A 19,933-nucleotide genomic window follows, 5' to 3' on the forward strand; every position below is an offset into this window, starting at 1 on the left:
TCATTGCATCTGCCACGAAAAGGTTGCAGTTAGCGCATCCCGTTCCGGGAAACGCCTCGCCTTGTCTGCCGACAAGTGGCCCGAAAGTGAATGCCGCCACAATGCCGCAATTTGGGCGTCGGCCACAGTGACAGCGAAACGGAACAGGGAACGATACGCGCCGGAATGCGGCGCGGCGGCAGGCAGCGAACCGCGGCACGGCCGTCTGGCGCTGGCCCTGCCGGTGCGGGCGCCCGAGGAATGCCGCCCCGCCCCGCCCGCCCGGCACGTCAGCACCACGCACCTGCGCCGCTTTGTGCTGCTGATGCAATACGAGTCCGCCGTGGCGGCCGAGCACTACACGGGCGTCCGGGCCGCGTCGATCCGCTATGCGGTGCAGCGGCTGGAGGAACGGCTGGGCACGGCGCTGTTCAACCGCTCCCCCTCGGCCATGTCGCCCACGGCCGCCGCCGATCGCCTGTATCCGTGTGCCGTGCGCCTGCTGGACATGTGGGACACGCTGACCGGCGGATCTGCGCACGACGCCTCGCAATCCCAGCGCTCTCCCCAGGCTCCGCAAGGCCCCGATGCCCCGGACGCCTGCGACGCCTCGCTGCCGCCCGGCCCCCTGTGGGAGTAACGGAAGCGGTCTGCCAGTGGCTGTCTGGCATCGGCCAGCCACCCTTCCATCGTAGAATGGCCAATTACTTGGCAACCCCGGGGTTCACCCATGGCCGATCGTGACGGTCTGCATCACAAGACATTCCTGCTGTTGCTGGCGATGGTCACCATCGCATTTTTCTGGATCCTGCTGCCGTTCTACGGCGCCGTGTTCTGGGGCGCCGTGCTGGCCATCATCTTCGCGCCGCTGCAACGGCGGCTGGTCAACACGCTGCGCGGCCGCACCAACGTGGCCGCGCTGCTGACCCTGATACTGGTACTGGTGCTGGTCATCCTGCCGGTCACGGTCATCACGATGTCGCTGATCCAGGAAGGCGTGAACCTGTACGACAGCATCCGCTCGGGCCAGATCAACTTTGGCCACTACTTCCAGTCCGCCGCCGACGCGCTGCCGCCGTTCGTGCGCGACATGCTGGCCCGCGCCAACCTGGCCAGCGTGTCCGACCTCAAGGACAAGCTCAGCGCCAGCGCGCTGGTGGCCAGCCAGGCCGTGGCCACCCGGGCGCTCAGCATCGGCCAGAACACGGCCCAGTTCATGATCGGCTTCGGCATCATGCTGTACCTGCTGTTCTTCCTGCTGCGCGACGGGCCCGTGCTGTCGCGCAAGCTGCGGCTGGCCGTGCCGCTCAGCGCCAGCCACAAGCAGCACCTGATCCAGAAGTTCACCACCGTCGTGCGCGCGACGGTCAAGGGCAATATCGCCGTGGCCGTGGTGCAGGGCGTGCTGGGCGGCGGCATCTTTGCCGTGCTCGGCATCCAGGGCGCGCTGCTGTGGGGCGTGGTGATGGCCTTCCTGTCGCTGCTGCCGGCCGTGGGCGCGGGGCTGATCTGGGCGCCGGTGGCGGTCTACTTCCTGCTGACCGGCGCCATCCTCAAGGGCTGCATCCTGATCGGCTTCGGCGTGCTGGTGATCGGCCTGGTGGACAACGTGCTGCGCCCCATCCTGGTCGGCAAGGACACGCAGATGCCGGACTACGTGGTGCTGATTTCCACGCTGGGCGGCATGGCGCTGTTCGGGCTGAACGGCTTTGTCATCGGCCCGCTGATCGCGGCGCTGTTCATCGCCTGCTGGGACCTCAACAACACCGAGGACCCGGCCGACCTGCACTGACCCGGGCGCCCGACCATGGACCGACTCCAGGCGATGAAGACGTTCGTGGCCGTCGTGGAATGCGGCGGCTTCACGCCGGCCGCGCGCCGGCTGGACGCGTCGCTGAGCGTGGTGAGCCGCATCGTTACCGACCTGGAGACCCACCTGGGCGTGCGGCTGCTGACGCGCACCACGCGCGTGGTGCGGCCCACGGCCACCGGCGCCGCCTACTACGAGAACTGCCGCCGCATCCTGGCCGAGATCGACGAGGCCGAACTGGCCGCCGCCGGCAGCCACGAGGCGCCGCGCGGGCGGCTGTCGATCACCGCGTCGGTGCTGTTCGGGCGCCGCTTCGTGACGCCGGTGGTGGTGGAATACCTGCGGCGCTACCCCGAGGTCGACGTCGACTGCCTGTTCATCGACCGCATCGTCAATTTCATCGACGAGGGGATCGACGTCGGCGTGCGGATTGGCGAGTTGCCGAGTTCGTCGCTGCAGGCCATCCCCGTGGGCCGCGTGCGGCGGGTGGTCTGCGCCGCGCCCGACTACCTGTCGCGCTACGGCACGCCGGGTTCGCCCGATGACCTGGCGGCCCATGCCGTGATCCAGACCACCGGCATCTCGACCGCGCCGGAGTGGCGCTTTCAGCACAACGGCGAGCCGATGCCAGTGCGGCTGACCCCGCGCATGGCCACCACGACCAATGACTCGGCCATCGCCGCGGCCGTGTCCGGCTTCGGGCTGGTACGTGTGCTGTCCTACCAGATTGCCGACGAAGTGCGCGACGGCCGCCTGCGGATCGTGCTGGCCGACTTCGAGCCGCCGCCGCTGCCCATCCACATCATCCACCGCGAAGGCCGCCACGCGATGCACAAGGTGCGGGCCTTCATCGACCTGGCTGTCGATACGCTGCGCGGCACGGCGTCGCTGAACGGCGGCTGAGCGCCGCCCGGCCGCATTCTTCTGGAATCCACAAGAGTCCCTTCGGCGGCCGCCCGTTTTTCCGCCTGATCGGGCTGTCTATAGTCGATCCGTACCCGGCACGGCTTCTCCGTGCCGCAACAATCGACCCAGGACCCCCGATCATGAAACTCTACGGACACCCGCTCTCCGGCCACGCCCACCGCGCCTGGCTGTACCTCTCACTGCTCGGCCAGCCGGCCGAATGGGTCGACGTCGACCTGCTGGCCCGCGCCCACAAGACGCCCGAATTCCTGGCCATGAACCCGTTCGGCCAGGTGCCGGTGCTGGTGGATGGCGACACGGTCGTCAACGATTCCAACGCGATCCTGGTCTACCTGAGCAACAAGCTCGGCCGCACCGACTGGCTGCCGGAAGCGCCGGCCCAGGCCGCCGCCGTGCAGCGCTGGCTGTCGGTGGCCGCCGGCGACCTGGCGTTCGGGCCGGCCCGGGCGCGGCTGGTGACCGTGTTCAAGGCCCCGCTGGACAGCGAGGACGCCATCTCGCGTGCCCACGTCCTGCTCAGGCGCATGGACGACGCGCTGGCCGCCACAGGGTGGATCGCCGCCGACCATCCGACCATTGCCGACGTGGCGCTCTACAGCTACACCGCCCGCGCGCCGGAAGGCTTCGTCGACCTTGCCGAATATCCCAACGTGCGCCAATGGCTGGCCCGCGTGGAGGCGCTGCCGGGCTTCGTGCCGTTCCAGCAGACCGCCGTCGGCCTTGCCGCCTGAGCCTTAACCGTTCCGATTCGCCCCGTTGCCGAAGGAGCCCGCCATGACCCCGCATCCCGCCGCCCACGCCGCCATCCAGCCCGGTACGCCCTGGCATACCGGCGAACGCCAGCTCCAGGCCAGCATCGGCGTGGAGACGCGGCTGGCCGAGGTGGGGCCGCGCGTGGTGCGCGACTACATGCCGGACCAGCACCGCGACTTCTTTGCGATGCTGCCGTCGATCGTGATCGGCACGGTGGCGCCCGATGGCCGCCCGTGGGCCACGGTGCGCGCCGGCCAGCCGGGCTTCCTGCATTCGCCCGATCCGCGCCGGCTGGACGTGACACTGGTGCGCGACGCCGACGACCCGGCCGACGCAGGCATGGAGGACGGCAACGCCATCGGCCTGCTCGGCATCCAGCCGGCCACGCGGCGGCGCAACCGGATGAACGGCGCCGTGCATCGCGCCGACGCGCGGCATTTTCATGTGGCGGTGGGCCAGAGCTTTGGCAACTGCCCGCAGTACATCCAGAAACGGGCGCCGATCTTTATCCGCGACGCCGACACGCCGGCCCCGGTGGCACCCGAGGTGCTGAACGCGCTGGACCCCCGCGCGCGCACGCTGATCCGCCACGCCGACTCGTTCTTCGTGGCGACCTATGTCGACCTGCCGGATGGCCAGCGCCAGGTGGATGTGTCGCACCGTGGCGGCAAGCCCGGCTTTGTCCGCGTGGACGACGACGGCGGCCTGACCATCCCGGACTTCGCCGGCAATACGTTCTTCAACACGCTGGGGAATATCGTGGCCAACCCGGTGGCGGGGCTGGTATTCGTCAGCTACGCAACGGGCGACCTGCTGCAGATGACCGGCCGTGCCGAGGTACTGACCGATTCGCCGGACATCGCCCGCTTCGAGGGCGCCCAGCGGCTGTGGCGCTTTGTGCCGGAACAGGTCATCCGCCGCGATTCGGCGCTGCCGCTGCGCTGGGACATCGACCCGGACGGCGCGTCACCGCAGGCGCTGGCGACGGGGAGCTGGGGTTGAGGGGTGGGCGGATTGGCTGGGGGGGTACTGGCGGGGACAGGTCGCAAATTGCACCTCGGTGCCCTCTCCCCCGGCCCCTCTCCCGCGGGCGGGAGAGGGGAGAAAACACAGCGCTATTCAGGGCGCAGCGTCTGGAATCGTGGGAGCGGGTCTCACCCGCCTGTCGCTTCCCGCACCGCCCCGGCCACCCACTGCGCCAGCATCCGCAGCGCGGTGAGGTCCTCGGCGGTCCACGTCTCCACCGCAGCCAGGTAGTTGAACGTGCCGATCACCGTGCCGCCGTGGCACAGCGGCACGTTGACCACGCCGTTCAGGCCCAGGTTGCGGATGGTGGCGATATCGTCGAACACGGCGGCCAGGGCCGTGTCGCCTTCGCCGACGAAGACTTCGCCGCGTTCCAGCAGCTGGCGGGTCCAGGCGGTGTCGCCCTTGACCTTCTTGCCGCCCACCGGGTACGCGGCCGGGTCCGACGACCAGAGCCGGCGGATTTCGCGGGTCGGCACGTCCCAGGCGTTGATGGTCAGCAGGCCGGGCCCGACGATGTCGAGCGTGGCCTGGCCCACCGCGTCCATGACGGCCTGCGGCGTGGCGGCCGCGCGCAGGCGGTCGAACAGCGGGTGCAGGTGCGCCTGCCAGTGGCCCAGCGTATCCACGCTTTCCATCCTCATTCCCCGTGGATGCCCAGGTCCTTGATCAGCTTGCCGTAGCGGTCCGCGTCGCGGCGCAGGATCTTGCCGAATTCCTGCGGCGTCGACGTGGCCGTTTCCACGCCGATGGCATCCATCTTGGCCTTGACCTCGGGCAGCGTCATCACGCGGTTGATCTCGCGGTTCAGGCGCGCCACCAGGTCGGCGGGCATGTTCTTCGGGCCGAAGGCGCCGTACCAGACCGACAGCTCGTAGCCGGGAATGGTCTCGCCGACGGTCGGCACGTTGGGCAGCAGCGGCGAGCGCTTGGCCTCCGTCACGGCCAGCAGCTTCAGCTTGCCGCCCTTCACGTGCGGCAGCGTCTGCGTGCCGGCCGAGAACAGCAACTGGGTCTGCCCCGCCACGGTGTCCACCACGGCCGGGGCGCCGCCCTTGTACGGCACGTGCAGCATCTGCACGCCGGCCATCTTCTCGAACAGCACGGCGCTCAGGTGGTTGGTGGAGCCCGGGCCGGCGCTGGCGTAGGCCAGCTTGCCGGGGTTGGCCTTGGCGTAAGCGATCAGTTCCTTGACGTTGCTGGCCGGCACCGACGGGTTCACGACCATCGTGTTGGTCACGTAGGCCAGCAGGCCCAGCGGCGTGAAGTCGTCCACGCCCTTGAACGGCATGTTGGCCATCAGCGCCGGGTTCATCGCGTGCGTGCTCATCGAGCCGATCAGCAGCGTGTAGCCGTCCGGCTGCGCGCGCGCGACCATGGCCGAGCCGATGTTGCCCGACGCACCGGGCTTGTTGTCGACGATCACCGGCTGGCCCAGCGACTTCGTCAGGTGCTCGGACAGCACGCGCGCCAGGATGTCGGTGGACCCGCCGGCGGCCCAGGGCACGATCAGCGTGACGGGCTTGGCCGGATAGGCGTCGGCGGCACCGGCGTGGCCGGCGAACGACATCGCCAGTGCGGCGGCACCGCACAGCAGGCTCTTGAATACGGACCTCATGATGCAACTCCCCTTCTGTCTTCGGACTTCTCGATGTAATCGGGCTTTAGCGGCCCACTGCGTAACCCTGCATGCCGCGCGCGTTGGCGCCGGCGCGCAGCACCAGCCGGCCGCGCGCGTCGCGCTCGCGCGTGCAGGCCGACATGCGGCCTTCCGACCAGTCTTCACCCACGCGAACTTCGTGCCCGCGCGCGCGTAGCGCGTCCACGGTGGCAGCCGGGAAGCGCGATTCGACGGTAATGCGGTTCAGCGTCGTCTGGCGCGGCCAGAACGACTGCGGGAAATGGTCGATATGCCACGCGGGCGCGTCGATCGCCTCCTGCAGGTTCATGCCGTGCACCGCGTGGCGCATGAAGAACGCCAGCGACCACTGGTCCTGCTGGTCGCCGCCGGGCGTGCCGAAGACCATGTACGGCTCGCCGTCGCGCAGGCACAGCGACGGCGACAACGTGGTGCACGGGCGCTTGCCCGGTGCCAGCGTGTTGGGTAGCCCCGGTTCCAGCCACGTCATCTGCAGCCGCGTGTTCAGCGCGAAACCCAGCGACGGGATGGTCGGGCTCGACGACAGCCAGCCGCCCGACGGCGTGGCCGCCACCATGTTGCCGTGGCGGTCGATCACGTCGATATGGCAGGTATCGCCGACAAAGACCTCGCGCTCGGCCCATTCGCTGACCGGCGGCAGCGCGGCAAACGTGGGCTCGCCGATGCCGAAGCGCGTGTCGGCCACGGCCAGCGTGCGCTCGGCCACGCCAAGGTCCGGCATGCGCGGCGCCAGGCCGCCCAGCGCGCCGGGCAGCATCGCCGTCGACGCTTGGTCGCCGATCAGCGCGGCGCGCGCGGCCAGGTACTGCGGGTCCAGCAGCGCGCGCAGGCGGCTGTCGGTGAACAGCGGATCGCCGTACCACGCGGTGCGGTCGGCCATCGCCAGCTTGGCGGCCTCGGCAATCTTGTGCACGAATTCGGGCGACGTGGGCGCGTGGGCGTCCAGCCCAGCGTGGCGCAGCATGCCAAGCTGCTGCAGGAACATCGGCCCCTGGCTCCAGATGTCGCACTTGGCCACCGCGTAGCGGCCGAAGTCCAGCGAGACCGGCGCCTCGACCGTGGGCGTCCAGCCCGCCAGGTCGTCGTAGCGCAGCAGGCCGGTGTGCTTTTCGCCCGTGGTGTCGCGCACGGGGGTGTCGCGGCAGTAGGCGTCGATGGCTTCGGCCACGAAGCCGCGGTACCAGCACTGCATCGCGGCGTCGATCTGGCCGGTGCGGCTGTCGCTGGCGGCCATGGCGGTCTCCACCACGCGCGTGTAGGTATCGGCCAGCACCGGCAGCGTGTGCAGCGCGCCGGGGCGCGGCACCTTGCCGTCGGGCAGCCAGGTATCGGCCGAGCTGTGCCATTCGTCGCGGAACAGCGACTCGACGGCCAGGATGGCCTGCGAGATACGCGGCACCAGCGGAAAGCCGTTGCGCGCGTAGCCGATGGCGGGCGCCAGCACGTCGGCCACCGACCACGTGCCGTGGTCGCGCAGCATCGTCAGCCATGCGCCGAACGCGCCGGGCACCGTGGCGGGCATCAGGCCGATGCCGGGCATCAGTTCCATGCCCTGGCGGCGCAGTGCCTCGGGGTCCGCCAGCGCCGGGGCCGGGCCCTGGCCGCAGACCGCGCGCACGGCGCGGTCCTTTTCGCTCCAGAACAGGATCGGCACCTCGCCGCCGGGGCCGTTCAGGTGCGGCTCCACCACCTGCAGCACGAAGCCCGCCGCCACCGCCGCGTCGAAGGCATTGCCGCCGCGTTCCAGCACGCCCATCGCCGTCTGCGTGGCCAGCCAGTGGGTGGAAGCGGCGACGCCGAAGGTGCCGACGATCTCGGGGCGTGTCGTGAACATGAGGGAATGACTCCTTTTGCAGGCATTTGCAACGTGATTCGAGTATAGGCAGCCGGGATAACTGCCAACATCGAATTTCTTATCGTTGTATTACCATCCGGTTATACCTGCCCCGGACCTGCCTTTCCCATGCCGATTGCCACCGACAAGCTGCTGCACCAGATCGTGTCGCGCCTGCGCCTGCGTCATTTGCCGCTGCTGCTGGCGCTGGAGCGGCAGCGCTCGGTGTCGCGCGTGGCGGCCGAGCTGAACCTGTCCCAGCCGGCGGTGACCAAGGCACTGCGCGAGATCGAGGACATCTTCATGACGCCGCTGTTTACCCGCACGCGCAACGGGCTGGAGCCCACCGCCACGGGCGCGGCCGTGCTGACCCACGCCCGGATGACGATGGCCGACGCCGAGGCGCTGGGCCGCCAGCTGGCCGTGATCGAGGCCGGCAAGCGCGGCCGGCTGCGGCTGGGCGTGATTCCGTACACGGCGCGGGCGGTGCTGGACGCGGCGCTGGCCTATGCGCTGGACCAGTCGCCGCGCCTGACCGTGCTGGTGCGCGAGGGGACCACCGACGAACTGGTGGGCGCGCTGCGGCAGCACGAACTCGACTGCGCCATCGCCCGGTCGTTCTACCTGGCCGGCGAGGACATCGCCCAGCAACCGCTCTACCGCGAAGAGCCGGTGCTCGTGGTACCGTCGCGGGCCAAGGCGCGGCTGGCCCGCGGCGGGCTGGACTGGAAGCGGCTGGCCGAACTCGACTGGATACTGCCGCCGCCGCACACCCCGGTGCGCCGCACGATCAATACGATGTTCGCGGTGGCCGGCGTGGCACCGCCGCTGCCGATTGTGGAGACCTACTCGGTCAAGCCGATGGCCACGCTGCTGCGCAGCCAGCCCGACGCCATCACCATCGTCCCGCGCGCCGTGGCCGCCGAACTGATCGAACTGGGCGACGCCGCCGCACTACCGTTCTCGCTGAGCTGGGACCTGCCGCCCGTGGGCGTGATGTGGCGCCGGGAATCGGAAGCCAATGAACTGGTGCTGCCGCTGGTGGCGGCGCTGCAGCGGGCGGTCAGTTGATGGCGCCTGCCTGCTTCCGGTTTGCGCACCCAACGCCAGACGCCGCTTGATAGAAGCCACAACCCTATGAAAACCATCGCCCTCTACCTGCTGACCGCGCTGGCCGAAATCCTCGGCTGCTACCTGCCCTACCTCTGGCTGCGGCAGCACGGCAGCCCCTGGCTGCTGATTCCCGGCGCCATCTCGCTGGCCGTCTTTGCCTGGCTGCTGACGCTGCACCCGGACGCCTCCGGCCGGGTCTACGCCGCCTACGGCGGTATCTATATAGCAGTGGCCATCGGCTGGCTCTGGCTCGTCGACGGCCTGCGGCCCACGGTCTGGGATGTGACAGGTGTCACAATCGCGGTCGCCGGCATGGCCGTGATCGTCTTTCAGCCGCGTTAAATGGACGCCGGAGGCGGTTTAATCGCCACCTCTCGCTGACAAAAACCGTCACCAGGTGTTTCTTGAGACGCTCCCTCCCAGAGTGGGGTGACAACTTTTGACAGATACATCTGGTTACAGGTGACAAGAATTCTCACATTTCTACGAATTCTGGCCGGTTTCAGGGCTGGCACACCTGTTGCTCTCTATGCACCCGACAGCAACTGCTGTTTCCAAATTAATCAAAGGGGTCAATTCCATGAAAAAAGCACGGATGGGAATCCAACGGGTCCAGAAGGGTTTTACGCTGATCGAACTGATGATCGTGGTCGCGATCATCGGTATCCTGGCTGCTATTGCGATTCCGCAATATCAGTCGTATGTGGCGAAGTCGCAGGTGACGCGTGTGATCGGTGAAACGTCGGCACTGCGTACGGCGGCGGAAGCCTGCCTGAACGAAGGCCGTACTACGGTCGTCACGGGTGAACCCCAACCTACCGAGTGCAATCCCGGCCTGACCAAGTCGACCCTCATCAGCGACAATAACGGCCTGCCGACCGTCACCCTCGCGGCATCCGGTTCCAGCATCGCCGCAACGCTCGGCGCTTCCGCCTCTGCATCGATTGCAGGCGCCAAGGTCACCTGGTCGCGCAATGCAGCGGGTAGCTGGACCTGCGCCGTGACTGCCGGCACGGCGGCTAATGGTTGGAAGGATTCCTACGCTCCTACGAGCTGCCCGGTTGGCACCACGGCTGGCACCGGCGGCGGCACGGGCACGGGCACGGGCGGCGCGTAAGTCGCACGATAGCCTTAGCCTGCAAAAAACCCCTGGCCTTTCCCCAGGGGTTTTTTCTTTTCTGAAGCCTCTTCACCGGTCTCCGACCTGCCCCCTCAAATACCCCAGCAAATCCTCCACCTGTCCCGCATTCCCCATCCCCCAGAAACGCATCTTCGTCCCCGGCACGACCTTGTCCGGCGACTTGACGAAGGCTCGCAGCGTTTCGTCGTTCCAGACCACGTTTGACGTTTTCATCGCCTCGGAATACCGGTAGTCGGCGGTGCTGCCAGCCTTGCGGCCGTAAATGCCGTTCAGGTGCGGGCCAAAGGCGGCGCGGGCGGAGGGGCCAACTTGGTGGCACGACGCGCAGCGGGTGGTGAAGATCTGGCGGCCTTTCTCGATATCGGCGGCCTGGGTGGGGGTGGTTGGAAGGGCGAGCAGAACGGCCAGGGGGACGGCGAACTTCATGATGCGTGGCGGGCGATGAAAAGGCCTTGCCCTCTCCCCCGGCCGCTCTCCGGCGATGCGGGCGATGAAAGCAAACCTCCGAGGAAAAGCGCTGTGGGCGCCGTTTTATGTAACAGCATGTGAGGCTGTGCAGTGGAAGGCGTACTGTACACCGGGCGCTGAAAGGGCGGCTTTTATACTGCCGGGCCGGTCAACCACCGCGCCCCCCCTCATGCGCAGAATCATCTGGCTCGTCATGAGCCTTGTCATTGCCGCACTGCTCCAGGTGCCGGCATTCGCCGCTGATCCGGCCTCCGAGGCCGAAGCGCAGCAAGTTCCCGTCCTGACCCACGCCGAAGCCGTTGCCGAACTGAAGCGCCTGCAATCCGAGCAGGATCGGGTGAAGCAGCAGGCATCCAGCGCGTCGGGCAATACCAAGCTTGGCGACCTCAACGACGCCCTGAAGACGCTCGACGAGGATGTCGACAAGCTGACCGCGTCGCTGACGCCGCAGCGCGCCCAGGTGCAGGCCCAGGTGGACCTGCTGGGCCCGCCGCCCGAGGTCGGCACCACCAAGGAAGCGCCGGCCGTGGTCAGGCAGCGCGCCGAGCTGAAGGCCCGCGTGGCGCAGCTCGATGACGAAATGAAGCAGGCGGCCGACAGCAAGGACAACATCGCCCACCTGCAGGACCAGTTGGCCAAGCTCCAGCGCAGCCGGCTCAAGGACCAGCTGGCGCTGCGTTCGGACAGCATCCTGAATCCGGCCTTCTGGACGCCGCTGTTCAAGGTGTCCGACGAAGACAAGGAACGGCTGGGCAACTTCACCGACGACATCGGGCCGATGATCCGCGACGCCTGGCACCCGTCCAACCGCGGCAAGACGCTGATCCTGCTGGCCGTGGCACTGGCCGTCTGGTCACTGGGCCGGCGGCTGCTGGAACGCGGGCTGGCGTGGTTCTGCCTGACGCAGTTGCCCGAGACCCGCCTGCGCCGCAGCGCGTTGGCGCTGGCCACGGCGCTGACCACGGTCGTCACCACCGCCTTCGCGGTGCGCATCGTCTATGCGGCGTTCACGGGCGGCGAGGAGATCGCGCCGGCGCTGCAGGACCTGATGAACGAGATCGTCAAGTTGACGATGACCAGCGCGCTGATCGCCGGCCTGGGACGTGCGTTGCTGTGCACCCGGCATCCGAGCTGGCGGCTGCCCGCGCTGGCCGATCCCGTGGCGCTGGCGATGAAGCCGTTCCCGACCGTGCTGGCCGGCCTGCTGCTGCTGGCGGGCACGCTGGAGCAGCTCAATCGCATGGCCGACACCACGGTGCAGGTCACGCTGCTGGGCCGGGGGCTGGTGTCGCTGGTGGTGGTGCTGACGATTGGCGCGGCGCTGCTGCGCGCCAACAAGGTCCGCAGCGAACTGGTGGCGGCCGGCGAGCGGCCCGAGGAACGCGCCACGCTGGCCGGGCTGATCCACGCCGCCGTCACGGTGATCGTGGCGGTGTCGTTCGTGGCGCTGCTGATCGGCTACATCAGCTTTGCGCGATTCCTGACTTACGAGCTGGTCTGGTTCGACATCGTGCTGTGCAGCCTGTACCTGCTGACCCAGCTCACGCGCGACGTCTGCGAGGCGCTGTTCTCGGCCAACCACCGCAGCGGGCGCATCATCAAGCAGTTGTTCGGGGTGGGCGACAGCCATCTGGAACAGGTGTCGACCGTGCTGTCCGGCCTGGGCGCCAGCGTGCTGTTGCTACTGGCCGTGCTGGCGCTGCTGACCGGCGGCTTCGGCACCACGCCGGCAGACCTGCTGAACAGCCTGCTGACCGTGCTGGGCGGCGAGAAGCTGCGCAGCATGAACATCATGCCGGACCGCATACTGAACGCCGTGATCGCGCTGATCGTCGGCATCTGGCTGCTGCGCACCGTGCGCCGCTGGCTGGACGCGGAACTGCTGCCCAAGCTGTGCTCGGAGCCCGGCCTGCGCGCGTCGCTGATCACGCTGTTCAGCAACGTCGGCTACGTGCTGCTGGTGCTGCTGACGCTGTCGCTGCTGGGCGTGACGTGGGAAAACCTGGCGTGGATCGTCAGCGCGCTGTCGGTCGGTATCGGCTTTGGCCTGCAGGAAATCGTCAAGAACTTCGTGTCCGGCCTGATCCTGCTGACCGAGCGCCCGGTCAAGGTGGGCGACATGGTCAGCCTGGCCGGCGTGGAGGGCGACATCCGCCGCATCAACGTGCGGGCGACGGAAATCCAGCTTGGCGACCGCTCCACGGTGATCGTGCCGAATTCGCAGCTCATCTCGCAGAACGTGCGCAACGTGACGATGAGCAACAGCACGCAGGGGGTGGCGACGCTGCAGCTCACCTTCCCGCTCAACACCGACCCCGAGGCGGTGCGCGACCTGCTGCTCGACGTCTACCGCGAGAACGACACCATCCTCGACATCCCGGCGCCGTCGGTCACGTTCAGCCAGTTGGCGCCGAATGGCATCACGCTGAGCGTGACGGGCTACGTATCCAGCCCGCGCATCGCGGCCGGCACCAAGAGCGACCTGCTGTTCGATATCCTCAAGCGGCTGCGGGCGGCCAATATCTCGCTGTCCGAGCCGCAGACGCTGCGGGTGGAGAACATGGCGGCCGCGCTGGGCACCTGAGCGCGCGGCCCGGCGCTAGTGCGTGCCGGGCGCGTGGCCGGTCCAGTAGTCGGCGCCGTCGTCGTGCGTGGACAGGACGACCTTCTGGTGGCAGTGCTGGCAGGTGTAGACAAAGACCTGCCGGCCGGCGTGAACTTGCGTCTCGCCTGACCTGGCCAGGCGCGGATGCGGCGGAACATGACCGGGACGACCCAGCAGGTTCTTGCAGAGTTCGCAAGGAACCATGGTGCTCTCCAACTCTGACTTCGGACACCGCAACAGCGACGGCCGCCCTTTTCGCAAAAGATGCAAAAGCAGACATTGCTGCAGCGCAACAGAAAGTCAGTATAGGCGCACGATCGTGCGGTCGCCACGGGCTTTCCGGCCGATAGACGATTTCCTCGACCGGCCGCCCCGCCCGCCCGGCATCAGCCGTTCGGCTGTGTGGCGAAGCGGTCCGTGGCGGCCAGCAGCTGGTCCATGATGCCGGGCTCGGTCCAGGCGTGGCCGGCGCCCTCGATCAGATGAAAGTCGGCGTCGGGCCAGGCCTGGTGCAGCGCGTAGGCGTAGCGCACCGGGCACGGCATGTCGTAGCGGCCGTGCACGATCACGCCGGGGATGCCGGCCAGCTTGTGGGCGTCGCGGATCAGCTGGCCATCTTCCAGCCAGCCACGGTGCGTGAAGTAGTGGTTCTCGATGCGGGCGAAGGCCAGCGCGAAATGGCCCTCGTCGTGCTTGGCGCTGTTGTCGGGGTTCGGCAGCAGCGTGATGGTCTCGCCTTCCCAGACGCTCCAGGCGCGGGCCGCTGCCAGCTGTTTCTCGCGGTCGTCGCCGGTCAGCAGCCGGCGGTAGGCGGCCATCATGTCGCCGCGCTCGGCCTCGGGTACCGGGGCCTGGAAGCGCGCCCACTTGTCGGGGAACATTTCCGAGACGCCGAACTGGTAGTACCAGTCCAGCTCCGCCTGCGACACCGTGTACACGCCGCGCAGCAACAGTTCGCTCACGCGGCGCGGGTGGGTCTGGGCATAGGCCAGCGCCAGCGTGGAGCCCCACGAGCCGCCGAATACCAGCCACTGTTCCACGCCAATCAACTGTCGCAGCCGCTCGATGTCGTCGACGAGGTGCCAGGTGGTGTTGGCCTCCAGCGACGCGTGCGGCGTGGACTTGCCGCAGCCCCGCTGGTCGAACAGCAGCACGTCGTAGCGGGCGGGGTCAAACAGGCGCCGGTGGTCGGGCGAGATGCCGCCGCCCGGGCCGCCGTGCAGGAACACGGCCGGCTTGGCGCCGCGCGTGCCTACGCGCTCGAAGTACAGCACATGGCCGTCGCCCACGTCGAGCGTGCCGGTCTCGTAGGGTTCGATGTCGGGATAGAGGGTGCGCAGGGCGGACATGAAATGTTGCGTGGCGAGATCATTCGAAACAAAAGTGTAGCCCCGGCGCGGGCCGATTGCCGCTAAGTTTCGCCTTAAGTCTCGTTTAAGTCTTCGGCCCTAGATTGGAGCCGTACCGCAACGACGCAACCGAACCGCAAGAGGTGATGCCATGACTCCCCAAGACGTGCAGGCTCTGGAAGCCTTCCTGACCCAACTGACCCAGGCGCGCGTGGACAGCAAGGACCCGCAGGCCGCCGCGATGATCGCCGACGCCGCGGCCCGCCAGCCCGACGCCGCCTATCTGTTGGTGCAGCGGTCGATGCTGCTGGACCGCGCGCTGCAGAACGCCCAGGCGCAGATCGTGACGCTGCAGAACCAGTTGCAGGCCGCCCAGGGCGGCGCAGGCCGGAGCTTTGTCGACAACGACAACGCCTGGGGCCACAGCGCCGGCCGCGCGCCGCAGCCCCCGGCCTACCAGCCGGCGCCGCAGTACCCGCCGGCCGGCTACCAGGCCGCGCCCGGCCAGGCGCCGATGGCGCAGCAGCCGGCGCAGGCGGCCCGCCCCGGCTTCCTGGGTGGCGGATTCGGCAGCACGCTGGGCACCATCGCCACCACGGCGGCCGGCGTGGCCGGCGGCGCGATGCTGTTCCAGGGCATCGAGAACCTGTTCCACCACGGCAACGGCGGCGGCGGCTTCTTCGGCAACCAGACGGGGTCGGGTTCGGGTTCGGGGTCGGGTTCTGGCTCGGAGACCGTCGTCAACAACTTCTACGGCGATGACGCGGGTTCGGGCGGCCAGCGGGACAACGCGCTGCTGGCCGACAACGGCAACCTCGACAACGGGCTGGACGACTACGTCGATGCCGGCCAGGACGACGACTCGTCGTTCTTCTGACCCCCACCCCGCGGTTGTAGGACGGCGCCCGGTTGCACGGGCGCCCGCGCCGGGGCACGATCAGCCCATCGTGCCCAATCTGCCCAGCCCCCGGCCGGCGCCATGAAGACCTTCCACTGCAACCGCTGCGGCAACCTGGTGTTCTTCGAAAACGTCGCCTGCGAGCGCTGCCAGGCGGTGCTGGGCTTCCTACCGGCCATCTCGCAGATTGCCGCGTTCGAGGGCGACGACGACAGCGGCTGGCGCAGCCTGCATCCGGACGCCCCGGACCAGATGTTCCGCCGCTGCCACAACTACCGCGCCGAGGCGGTCTGCAACTGGATGGTGCCGGCCGGCGACGCCAGCCCCCTGTGCGACGCCTGCCAGCTCACGCACACGATCCCCAACCTCGACGTGCCCGGCAACCGGCTGTACTGGTACCGGCTGGAATCGGCCAAGCGGCGGCTGCTCTATACGCTGCTGGCGCTGGGCCTGCCGGTGATCTCGCGCGGCGACGATCCGCAGGGCGGCCTGCAGTTCGACTTCCTGGCCGATGCCGGCCCCCACTCGCGCGCGATGACCGGCCACGACAACGGCCGCATCACGATCAACATCGCCGAGGCCGACGACACGCACCGCGAGCAGACGCGCAACAAGATGGGCGAGGCGTACCGCACGCTGCTCGGCCACTTCCGGCACGAGGTGGGGCATTTCTACTTCAACCTGCTGATTGCCGACACGCGGCGGCTGGAGCCATTCCGCAAGCTGTTCGGCGACGAACGCGCCGACTACGGCCAGGCGCTCAAGCGCCACTATGAACAGGGCGCGCCGCCCGACTGGCAGGCGTCGTACATCAGCGCCTACGCGACGATGCATCCGTGGGAAGACTGGGCCGAGACCTGGGCGCACTACCTGCACATGGTCGATACGCTCGACACGGCCGTGTCCTGCGGGCTCGTGCTCAAGCCCGACAGCCCGCAGGAGCCGACGCTGACCGACCAGACGCCGGTGGAGGACGCCAGCTTCCGCAGCCTGATGAACCGCTGGTTTCCGCTGACCTACGTGCTCAACAGCCTGAACCGCAGCCTTGGCGCGCCGGACAGCTACCCGTTCACGCTGTCGCCGACGGTGGTCGCCAAGCTCGAATTCGTGCACCGCGTGATCGACGCCGCAGCGCGCGAGCATGCGGCCCACCGGCTGGCGGCCGGCGCTACGCCGGCACCGTGACGTCGCGGCGCGGCGCGCTGGCCAGCGACCACGCAAACACCGCCAGGCCGCCCAGCGCCAGCAGCGCGCCAACCCAGCCCGTCGACGTCCAGCCCATGCCGGCGGCGATGGTCACGCCACCCAGCCACGCGCCAAGCGCGTTGGCCAGGTTGAAGGCCGAGTGGTTCAGCGCGGCAGCCAGCGTCTGCGCATCGCCGGCCACGTCCATCAGCCGGATCTGCAGCGGCGGCCCCAGTGCCACGGCCGTGCCCACCAGCATCACGTTCAGCGACGCCAGCCACGCGTGGTGCGCCGTGAAGACGAACGCACCGAGCACCAGCGCCGACCAGACCAGCACGCCGCCGACTGTCGGCATCAGCGCGCGGTCGGCCAGCTTGGCGCCAGCCAGGTTGCCCGCCACCATGCCCACGCCGAACAGCGCCAGCACGACCGGAATGCCGCTGGCCGGCAGGTGCGCCACCTCCAGCATCGTCGGCTTGACGTAGCTGAACACGGCAAACATGCCGCCAAACCCGATCGCGCCGATGCCCAGCGTCAGCCACACCTGCTTGCGCGCCAGCGCGGACAGCTCGCGCAGCGGGCTGGCGTGGCGATCGGCCGGCACGAACGGCACCCAGCGCCAGACCAGCAGCACCGTCAGCGCGCCGATGGCACCGACGATCATGAACGCGGCGCGCCAGCCCAGCCACGCGCCGATGCCGGCCGCGATCGGCACGCCCACCAGCGTCGCCACGGTCAGCCCGAGCATGACCAGCCCCACCGCCTGCGCGCGGCGTTCCCGCGCCACCAGGCTGGCCGCGACCAGCGCCGCCACGCCAAAGTAGGTGCCATGCGGAAAGCCGGTCAGCAGGCGCAGCGCCAGCATCGACAGGTAGTCCGGCGCCAGCGCGCTGGCAACGTTGCCAATGGCAAACCACGCCATCAGCGCGATCAGCAGGTTGCGACGCGGCCAGCGCGCGCCCAGCACGGCCAGCAGCGGGGCGCCGATCACCACGCCCAGCGCGTAGGCGCTGATCAGGTGGCCGGCTTCGGGGATGGTGATGGCGAGGTCGCGGGCGGCGTCGGGCAGCAGGCCCATGATCACGAATTCGCCGGTGCCGATGCCAAAGCTGCCGACGCCCAGCGCCAGCAGCGCGCGGCGGTCGGCGGCACGGTCGCGCGGCGCGTCGGCCGTGGACGAGCCCGGCAGATCGGGAAGGTTGTCAAAATTTCCGGAAGGAGCGGTCATGAGGCGAGAAGCAGGCAATATTTTTCATGGCGGCGCCGCGCACTGGCGGGCGGGATCTTGCGTCCTGCCTCGGGGGCTCCAGCGCGCTCCGGTTGCGGCGATGCGTTGCGTTCGGCTGCGTAGTACCACGCAGTGCCGCCGGGGCGGCACGCCTACGCGCGAGGGCGCTATTGTGGGCCAAAACGGCGGACGCTGCCGGGCGCGCCGCAAAGCCCCTGCGCGCGGGTACTGTATCCGCAGGTATCCACTGGGGCCCCTGGCACTGTGGGATAGGGCACAACGAGCATTGCGGGCGCCGCGATGGCCGCCCTATGCTGAAGACATGCGGCGCCTGGGCATCGAGCCCACGAAGCACGGTGCCGGATGCCGCGCGTATCGTCGTGTGGGAGGGGATATGTCCCTGCGGAATGCACTGCTTTTATCGGCCATTGGCCTGGCCTGGACCGTCCCCGCCTTCGGGCAGGGTTGCCAGCACGACATGCAATGCAAGGGCGACCGCATATGCAACCAGGGCGTATGCATGGCCGCCGATGCCGACGGCTCGGACAGCCCGGCCACGGGGTCGTCGTCCACCTCGTCTGGCTCGTCGGCCCCGGCCTCCAAGCCGCTGCCGACGATCCGGCTCTCGCCCAAGCCTGCGCCGCAGGCATCGCCGGCACCGTCGCCCGTATCGCCACAATCGCCGCCGTCGCAGGTGCAGCCGCAACCCGCGCCGCAGCCGGCATCGCCGCCGCCCGCGCAGATGTCGCCGCAACACCAGGCCCAGGGCGCGCAGCAGCAGGTCAGCGTGCCGCAAAGCTGCTGCACCGTGGCTGGCAAGCTGCGCATGGCACCGCTGCAGTCGGGCGATGCGCCGCTGATGGCGGGCGACAGTTGCCGCGGCTTCACCAACTCTGGCAAGCCGGTGCCGGGCATCGTCTGCAACTAGTTGACGAAGGCGGCCCGCGCTACGCCACCGCCGCCGCGATCTGCTCGCGCAGCCAGCGGTGCGCGGGATCGCGGTGCGCGCGCTCGTGCCAGAGCATCGACATCTCGTAGCCGGGCACGTCCACGGGCGCGTCCACCGCCTGCAGCGCGGCGTTGTCGCGCACCAGCCGGGCCGGCAGCATGGCCACGAGGTCGGTGCTGGCCACGACCGACGCCACATACAGGAAATGCGGGACCGACAGCACCACGCGACGCGACAGCCCCACGGCGGCCAGCGCCTCGTCGGTGACACCAAGGAAGCCGCCGCCATCGGGCGACACGATCACGTGCTCCAGCGCGCAGAACTGCGCGGCCGTGGGCTTGCGTTTCAGGCGCGGATGGCCCACGCGGCCCACCAGCACGTAGCGCTCGGTGAACAGCGACTGGCGATGCAGCGCGGCCGGCGCGCCTTCGGTCGTGTGGAAGGCCAGGTCGATGTCGCCCTGCTCCGCCTGCCGCGCCAGCCGGGACGGCACCATCTCCACCACGGCCACGCGCGTGCCGGGCGCCGCCTGACGCAGCGTGGCCAACGCGGGCAGCAGCACGGTCAATTCGCTGTGGTCGCTGGCGGCGATGCGCCAGGTGTGCGTGGCCGCGCCGGGGTCGAACGGCTGCTCGGGCGACACCGCGCGCTCCAGCGCGGCCAGCGCCTCGCGTAACGGCTCGCGCAGCGATTCGGCGCGCGCCGTGGGCCGCATGCCGCGCGGGCCCGGCAGCAGCAGCGGATCATCAAAGATCTCGCGCAGGCGGGCCAGATGCACGCTGACCGAAGGCTGGGAATAGTGCAGGCGCTGGGCCGCACGCGTGACGTTGTGCTCGGAGAGCAGCACATCCAGGGTGACCAGCAGGTTCAGGTCGAGCCGACGCAGGTTGATCATGGCGGTATCGAGGGGGCCTGGCATAGGCTTCGATAATACCTGCTATCCCGACAATTCATTTCTCCTATACCGTGGCCGTCCCTATCCTGCAGCCATCCCCATCGATTCGCCTT

The 19,933-nt window shown here is 68.8% G+C and carries 20 protein-coding genes; 12 read left to right on the forward strand and 8 right to left on the reverse strand.

The window, feature by feature from the left end; all coding sequences use genetic code 11:
• Positions 1-127: 127 nt before the first annotated feature.
• The 5 genes from EHF44_RS19720 (at position 128) to EHF44_RS19740 (ending at position 4,471) form a co-directional block, all read left to right on the forward strand.
• Positions 128-619: a LysR family transcriptional regulator gene (locus tag EHF44_RS19720; protein ID WP_124685427.1), complete on the forward strand. Its 492-nt coding sequence runs from the start codon at positions 128-130 to the stop codon at positions 617-619.
• A gap of 90 nt (positions 620-709) precedes the next feature.
• Positions 710-1,771 (forward strand): AI-2E family transporter, encoded by a 1,062-nt coding sequence (locus EHF44_RS19725; RefSeq protein ID WP_124685428.1) that lies wholly within the window; start codon positions 710-712, stop codon positions 1,769-1,771.
• A gap of 15 nt (positions 1,772-1,786) precedes the next feature.
• Complete coding sequence (locus EHF44_RS19730; RefSeq protein ID WP_124685429.1) at positions 1,787-2,692, forward strand: LysR family transcriptional regulator; 906 nt, start codon at positions 1,787-1,789, stop codon at positions 2,690-2,692.
• Between the two features lie 143 nt (positions 2,693-2,835).
• Positions 2,836-3,447 carry a glutathione S-transferase family protein gene (locus EHF44_RS19735; RefSeq protein ID WP_124685430.1) on the forward strand — a complete coding sequence of 204 codons (612 nt, stop codon included), beginning with the start codon at positions 2,836-2,838 and terminating at the stop codon, positions 3,445-3,447.
• A 43-nt stretch (positions 3,448-3,490) separates the two neighbouring features.
• A complete protein-coding gene (locus tag EHF44_RS19740) occupies positions 3,491-4,471 on the forward strand; it encodes a pyridoxamine 5'-phosphate oxidase family protein (protein WP_124685431.1) in 981 nt (326 codons plus the stop codon).
• 152 nt (positions 4,472-4,623) lie between these two features.
• Here EHF44_RS19740 and EHF44_RS19745 read toward each other — a convergent pair whose 3' ends face one another.
• The 3 genes from EHF44_RS19745 to EHF44_RS19755 are packed head-to-tail and all read right to left on the reverse strand — an operon-like array spanning position 4,624 to position 7,989.
• A complete protein-coding gene (locus EHF44_RS19745; protein WP_437340343.1) occupies positions 4,624-5,139 on the reverse strand; it encodes a GAF domain-containing protein in 516 nt (171 codons plus the stop codon).
• Positions 5,136-6,113 carry a Bug family tripartite tricarboxylate transporter substrate binding protein gene (locus EHF44_RS19750; RefSeq protein ID WP_124685433.1) on the reverse strand — a complete coding sequence of 326 codons (978 nt, stop codon included), beginning with the start codon at positions 6,111-6,113 and terminating at the stop codon, positions 5,136-5,138. Before EHF44_RS19750 ends, EHF44_RS19745 begins: the two co-directional genes overlap by 4 nt.
• Before the next feature lie 46 nt (positions 6,114-6,159).
• The gene (locus EHF44_RS19755; RefSeq protein ID WP_124685434.1) at positions 6,160-7,989 is read right to left on the reverse strand and encodes a gamma-glutamyltransferase family protein; all 1,830 of its coding nucleotides are present in this window, start codon (positions 7,987-7,989) and stop codon (positions 6,160-6,162) included.
• Positions 7,990-8,118: 129 nt separating this feature from the next.
• Here EHF44_RS19755 and EHF44_RS19760 point away from each other — a divergent pair, with 129 nt between their 5' ends.
• From EHF44_RS19760 to EHF44_RS19770, 3 genes are all read left to right on the forward strand, one after another.
• Positions 8,119-9,060 (forward strand): LysR substrate-binding domain-containing protein, encoded by a 942-nt coding sequence (locus EHF44_RS19760; protein WP_124685435.1) that lies wholly within the window; start codon positions 8,119-8,121, stop codon positions 9,058-9,060.
• A 66-nt stretch (positions 9,061-9,126) separates the two neighbouring features.
• The gene (locus tag EHF44_RS19765) at positions 9,127-9,444 is read left to right on the forward strand and encodes a YnfA family protein (RefSeq protein WP_124685436.1); all 318 of its coding nucleotides are present in this window, start codon (positions 9,127-9,129) and stop codon (positions 9,442-9,444) included.
• A 253-nt stretch (positions 9,445-9,697) separates the two neighbouring features.
• Positions 9,698-10,219: a pilin gene (locus tag EHF44_RS19770; RefSeq protein WP_437340358.1), complete on the forward strand. Its 522-nt coding sequence runs from the start codon at positions 9,698-9,700 to the stop codon at positions 10,217-10,219.
• Between the two features lie 72 nt (positions 10,220-10,291).
• On the opposite strand, the gene EHF44_RS19775 is transcribed toward EHF44_RS19770, so the two are convergent.
• Entirely contained in the window at positions 10,292-10,669 is a 378-nt protein-coding gene (locus tag EHF44_RS19775; protein WP_124685437.1) for a c-type cytochrome, read from the reverse strand.
• Positions 10,670-10,880: 211 nt separating this feature from the next.
• On the opposite strand from EHF44_RS19775, the gene EHF44_RS19780 reads away from it, so the two are divergent.
• Positions 10,881-13,295, forward strand: a complete 2,415-nt coding sequence (locus EHF44_RS19780) for a DUF3772 domain-containing protein (RefSeq protein WP_124685438.1) — start codon at positions 10,881-10,883, stop codon at positions 13,293-13,295.
• A gap of 15 nt (positions 13,296-13,310) precedes the next feature.
• On the opposite strand, the gene EHF44_RS19785 is transcribed toward EHF44_RS19780, so the two are convergent.
• Positions 13,311-13,520 carry a hypothetical protein gene (locus EHF44_RS19785; protein WP_124685439.1) on the reverse strand — a complete coding sequence of 70 codons (210 nt, stop codon included), beginning with the start codon at positions 13,518-13,520 and terminating at the stop codon, positions 13,311-13,313.
• Between the two features lie 182 nt (positions 13,521-13,702).
• Positions 13,703-14,665 carry a prolyl aminopeptidase gene (gene pip / locus EHF44_RS19790; protein ID WP_124685440.1) on the reverse strand — a complete coding sequence of 321 codons (963 nt, stop codon included), beginning with the start codon at positions 14,663-14,665 and terminating at the stop codon, positions 13,703-13,705.
• Between the two features lie 151 nt (positions 14,666-14,816).
• On the opposite strand from pip, the gene EHF44_RS19795 reads away from it, so the two are divergent.
• Both EHF44_RS19795 and EHF44_RS19800 read left to right on the forward strand, forming a co-directional pair.
• Positions 14,817-15,542, forward strand: a complete 726-nt coding sequence (locus tag EHF44_RS19795) for a DUF2076 domain-containing protein (RefSeq protein ID WP_124685441.1) — start codon at positions 14,817-14,819, stop codon at positions 15,540-15,542.
• A 102-nt stretch (positions 15,543-15,644) separates the two neighbouring features.
• Positions 15,645-16,748, forward strand: a complete 1,104-nt coding sequence (locus EHF44_RS19800) for a zinc-binding metallopeptidase family protein (RefSeq protein ID WP_124685442.1) — start codon at positions 15,645-15,647, stop codon at positions 16,746-16,748.
• Here EHF44_RS19800 and EHF44_RS19805 read toward each other — a convergent pair.
• Positions 16,732-17,976, reverse strand: a complete 1,245-nt coding sequence (locus EHF44_RS19805) for an MFS transporter (protein WP_124685443.1) — start codon at positions 17,974-17,976, stop codon at positions 16,732-16,734. The genes EHF44_RS19800 and EHF44_RS19805 overlap by 17 nt on opposite strands.
• Before the next feature lie 394 nt (positions 17,977-18,370).
• Between EHF44_RS19805 and EHF44_RS19810 the strand changes: the two genes are divergently transcribed.
• The gene (locus tag EHF44_RS19810) at positions 18,371-18,904 is read left to right on the forward strand and encodes a hypothetical protein (RefSeq protein ID WP_124685444.1); all 534 of its coding nucleotides are present in this window, start codon (positions 18,371-18,373) and stop codon (positions 18,902-18,904) included.
• A 19-nt stretch (positions 18,905-18,923) separates the two neighbouring features.
• On the opposite strand, the gene EHF44_RS19815 is transcribed toward EHF44_RS19810, so the two are convergent.
• Positions 18,924-19,820, reverse strand: a complete 897-nt coding sequence (locus EHF44_RS19815) for a LysR family transcriptional regulator (protein WP_124685445.1) — start codon at positions 19,818-19,820, stop codon at positions 18,924-18,926.
• Positions 19,821-19,933 lie beyond the last annotated feature (113 nt).

This window comes from Cupriavidus pauculus (genome assembly GCF_003854935.1).
GTDB classification, from domain to species: Bacteria; Pseudomonadota; Gammaproteobacteria; order Burkholderiales; family Burkholderiaceae; genus Cupriavidus; species Cupriavidus pauculus_C.

What these genes read in the sequence shown, in the direction of transcription:
- EHF44_RS19735 (WP_124685430.1), top strand. Translation starts at nt 2,836, where the DNA reads ATGAAACTCTACGGACACCCGCTCTCCGGCCACGCCCACCGCGCCTGG.
- EHF44_RS19760 (WP_124685435.1), top strand. Translation starts at nt 8,119, where the DNA reads ATGCCGATTGCCACCGACAAGCTGCTGCACCAGATCGTGTCGCGCCTG.
- EHF44_RS19775 (WP_124685437.1), bottom strand. Translation starts at nt 10,669, where the DNA reads ATGAAGTTCGCCGTCCCCCTGGCCGTTCTGCTCGCCCTTCCAACCACC.
- EHF44_RS19815 (WP_124685445.1), bottom strand. Translation starts at nt 19,820, where the DNA reads ATGATCAACCTGCGTCGGCTCGACCTGAACCTGCTGGTCACCCTGGAT.
- EHF44_RS19740 (WP_124685431.1), top strand. Translation starts at nt 3,491, where the DNA reads ATGACCCCGCATCCCGCCGCCCACGCCGCCATCCAGCCCGGTACGCCC.
- EHF44_RS19800 (WP_124685442.1), top strand. Translation starts at nt 15,645, where the DNA reads ATGAAGACCTTCCACTGCAACCGCTGCGGCAACCTGGTGTTCTTCGAA.
- EHF44_RS19785 (WP_124685439.1), bottom strand. Translation starts at nt 13,520, where the DNA reads ATGGTTCCTTGCGAACTCTGCAAGAACCTGCTGGGTCGTCCCGGTCAT.
- EHF44_RS19745 (WP_437340343.1), bottom strand. Translation starts at nt 5,139, where the DNA reads ATGAGGATGGAAAGCGTGGATACGCTGGGCCACTGGCAGGCGCACCTG.
- EHF44_RS19780 (WP_124685438.1), top strand. Translation starts at nt 10,881, where the DNA reads ATGCGCAGAATCATCTGGCTCGTCATGAGCCTTGTCATTGCCGCACTG.
- EHF44_RS19810 (WP_124685444.1), top strand. Translation starts at nt 18,371, where the DNA reads ATGTCCCTGCGGAATGCACTGCTTTTATCGGCCATTGGCCTGGCCTGG.
- EHF44_RS19770 (WP_437340358.1), top strand. Translation starts at nt 9,698, where the DNA reads ATGGGAATCCAACGGGTCCAGAAGGGTTTTACGCTGATCGAACTGATG.
- EHF44_RS19805 (WP_124685443.1), bottom strand. Translation starts at nt 17,976, where the DNA reads ATGACCGCTCCTTCCGGAAATTTTGACAACCTTCCCGATCTGCCGGGC.
- EHF44_RS19795 (WP_124685441.1), top strand. Translation starts at nt 14,817, where the DNA reads ATGACTCCCCAAGACGTGCAGGCTCTGGAAGCCTTCCTGACCCAACTG.
- pip (WP_124685440.1), bottom strand. Translation starts at nt 14,665, where the DNA reads ATGTCCGCCCTGCGCACCCTCTATCCCGACATCGAACCCTACGAGACC.
- EHF44_RS19730 (WP_124685429.1), top strand. Translation starts at nt 1,787, where the DNA reads ATGGACCGACTCCAGGCGATGAAGACGTTCGTGGCCGTCGTGGAATGC.
- EHF44_RS19765 (WP_124685436.1), top strand. Translation starts at nt 9,127, where the DNA reads ATGAAAACCATCGCCCTCTACCTGCTGACCGCGCTGGCCGAAATCCTC.
- EHF44_RS19725 (WP_124685428.1), top strand. Translation starts at nt 710, where the DNA reads ATGGCCGATCGTGACGGTCTGCATCACAAGACATTCCTGCTGTTGCTG.
- EHF44_RS19755 (WP_124685434.1), bottom strand. Translation starts at nt 7,989, where the DNA reads ATGTTCACGACACGCCCCGAGATCGTCGGCACCTTCGGCGTCGCCGCT.
- EHF44_RS19750 (WP_124685433.1), bottom strand. Translation starts at nt 6,113, where the DNA reads ATGAGGTCCGTATTCAAGAGCCTGCTGTGCGGTGCCGCCGCACTGGCG.